Raw genomic sequence first — 1,904 nt, forward strand, 5'->3', positions numbered from 1 at the left:
GGCTGCGGGCGGTGCGGTCTGTGTCCCAGCCCCCAAACGTAGTTGGTGGGCCGCCGCGGCGGCGCCCACTACGCTCGAAGCCCCTCACCCGTTTACGGGAGAGGGGTTGGGGTGAGGGCAGATTTTCGCTGGTAAAGCCTCTGCCGAGCATGGCTCGGCACTACAGGTGCATTCCTTGCTTTAACCCCACTCCCCATCCCCGACCGTTCCTATCCCCGTACGCCGCATCACGCGGCCCCCATGGGAGCAGGGATCATGGCTAGCGCAAAGGGTTCAAACCGGCCGGCGGTTCGCAACATGGCGCTGGCCGCCGCAGTGACGCTGCTGGTAGGCCTGCCAGTAGCAGCGGCGGTCCGCCATACCCCGTTCCCGGTGACCGACAAGACCGGCGATCTCAAGGCGCCAACCACGCAACGCACGCGCCAGACCCAGCCCAACTTCCGGGCGCCCAGCGCCAGCGTCTGCAGCGACACGCCGGTGCTGCGCGAGGTTGCCGATCCCAGCCCGAGGCAGCAGCAGCACGACATCGCTGTGGACGAGACTCGTCTGCGTCGGGGTGACAGCTACAGAGCATCTATCAAGATGATGGCGCCGCCGTCACCAGCAGCACCGCCGGCCCCACCGCCGTTGGCTGTTCGTGCCGAGGCCGCTGCCGATGCCAGTTATGCGGCAGCGGAAATGCCGATGGCTTCGATCACCACGACTGGCAACGTGCGCCAGCAACAGGCACCGGTCACTGCCGGTGTGGTTGATGACAATGCCGACTTCACCGCGTTCCAGCAGTTCCTGCAGCGGCATGAAGAAGCCAATAATCTTGGCCGCGATGTCAGCGTGCGCCAGCGCCTGCAGGTGGTCGATGCGCAGGGCCGACCGGTGCCGGATGCGGAAGTGGCGGTTACCGCCCGCAACGGCGCGCGGATGTGGGCACGTACCGATGCTGGCGGACAGGTGTGGGTACATCCCAATGCTTTCGATGACCGTGATTCGGCCAGCTACCAGGTGCAGGTGCGGCGCGCCGGCAAGACCGTGACCTCGGCCTTGCAGCGCGGGCAGAAGAATGCCGTGCAGGTGGTGGTGGCTGATGCACCGCTGCCGGCACGGGCCAAGCTCGACCTAGTGTTCATGGTCGACGCCACCGGTTCAATGGCCGATGAAATCGACAAGCTGCGCGATTCGCTGCAGGGCATCGTCCGTGACATCGCGCAACTGCCGTCCAACCCGGACATCTGCCTGGGGCTGGTGACCTACCGTGACCGCGGCGACGAGTACTTCGTGCGTGGCTGGGACCTGAGCAACAACGTTGCCGGCTTCCAGAAAGTGCTCGATGGCGTGCGCGCAAATGGTGGCGGTGATTACCCGGAAGCAATGAACGAAGCCTTCGACCATGCGGTTCAGGCGATGAACTGGCGCGGTGCCTCGACTACGCGCCTGCTGGTGTCACTGGCTGATGCACCGCCGCACATGGATTACCCGCAGCCGCGTTACGAGCAGACCATGCTGGCGGCGCTGGGCAAGGGTATCAAGGTGTTGAGTGTGGCGGCATCCGGCCAGGACACCACCGGCGAGATCGCGCAGCGGCAGATTGCGCAGTACACCGGCGGGCGTTTCATCTTCCTGACCTATAAGGACGCCAGCGATCCCTCCAGCGGCCCGGGCAGCGAGACCGTGCATGAAGTAGAGAACTATTCGGTCGACACCCTGGACAAGCTGGTGGTGAAGCTGGTGCGCGAGGAGCTGGCGCAGTTGCCGAAAGGCTGAGGTCCTGCCCCCTCCCTTGCGCGTAGCGCAGGGGAGGGTTGGGGAGGGGTAAGCTTTTGCGGCCTTTCTAGCATTGCCAGCTTCGCGGCTTACGCCGCTCCTACAAAGCCAAGCCCAGTTGTGGCGAGCCAATCTAGGGAATGGGG

At 64.9% G+C, this 1,904-nt stretch carries 1 protein-coding gene; it reads left to right on the plus strand.

From position 1 onward, the window contains the following. Nucleotides 1–255 precede the first annotated feature (255 nt). Nucleotides 256–1,758 carry a VWA domain-containing protein gene (locus tag ACVOLL_RS20545; protein WP_481514564.1) on the plus strand — a complete coding sequence of 501 codons (1,503 nt, stop codon included), beginning with the start codon at nt 256–258 and terminating at the stop codon, nt 1,756–1,758. The last annotated feature ends 146 nt before the right edge of the window (nt 1,759–1,904 follow it).

Source organism: Stenotrophomonas sp. STEN035 (assembly GCF_056759935.1).

Excerpts from the sequence above, each read along its gene's own strand:
- ACVOLL_RS20545 (WP_481514564.1), top strand. The coding sequence starts at position 256 with ATGGCTAGCGCAAAGGGTTCAAACCGGCCGGCGGTTCGCAACATGGCG.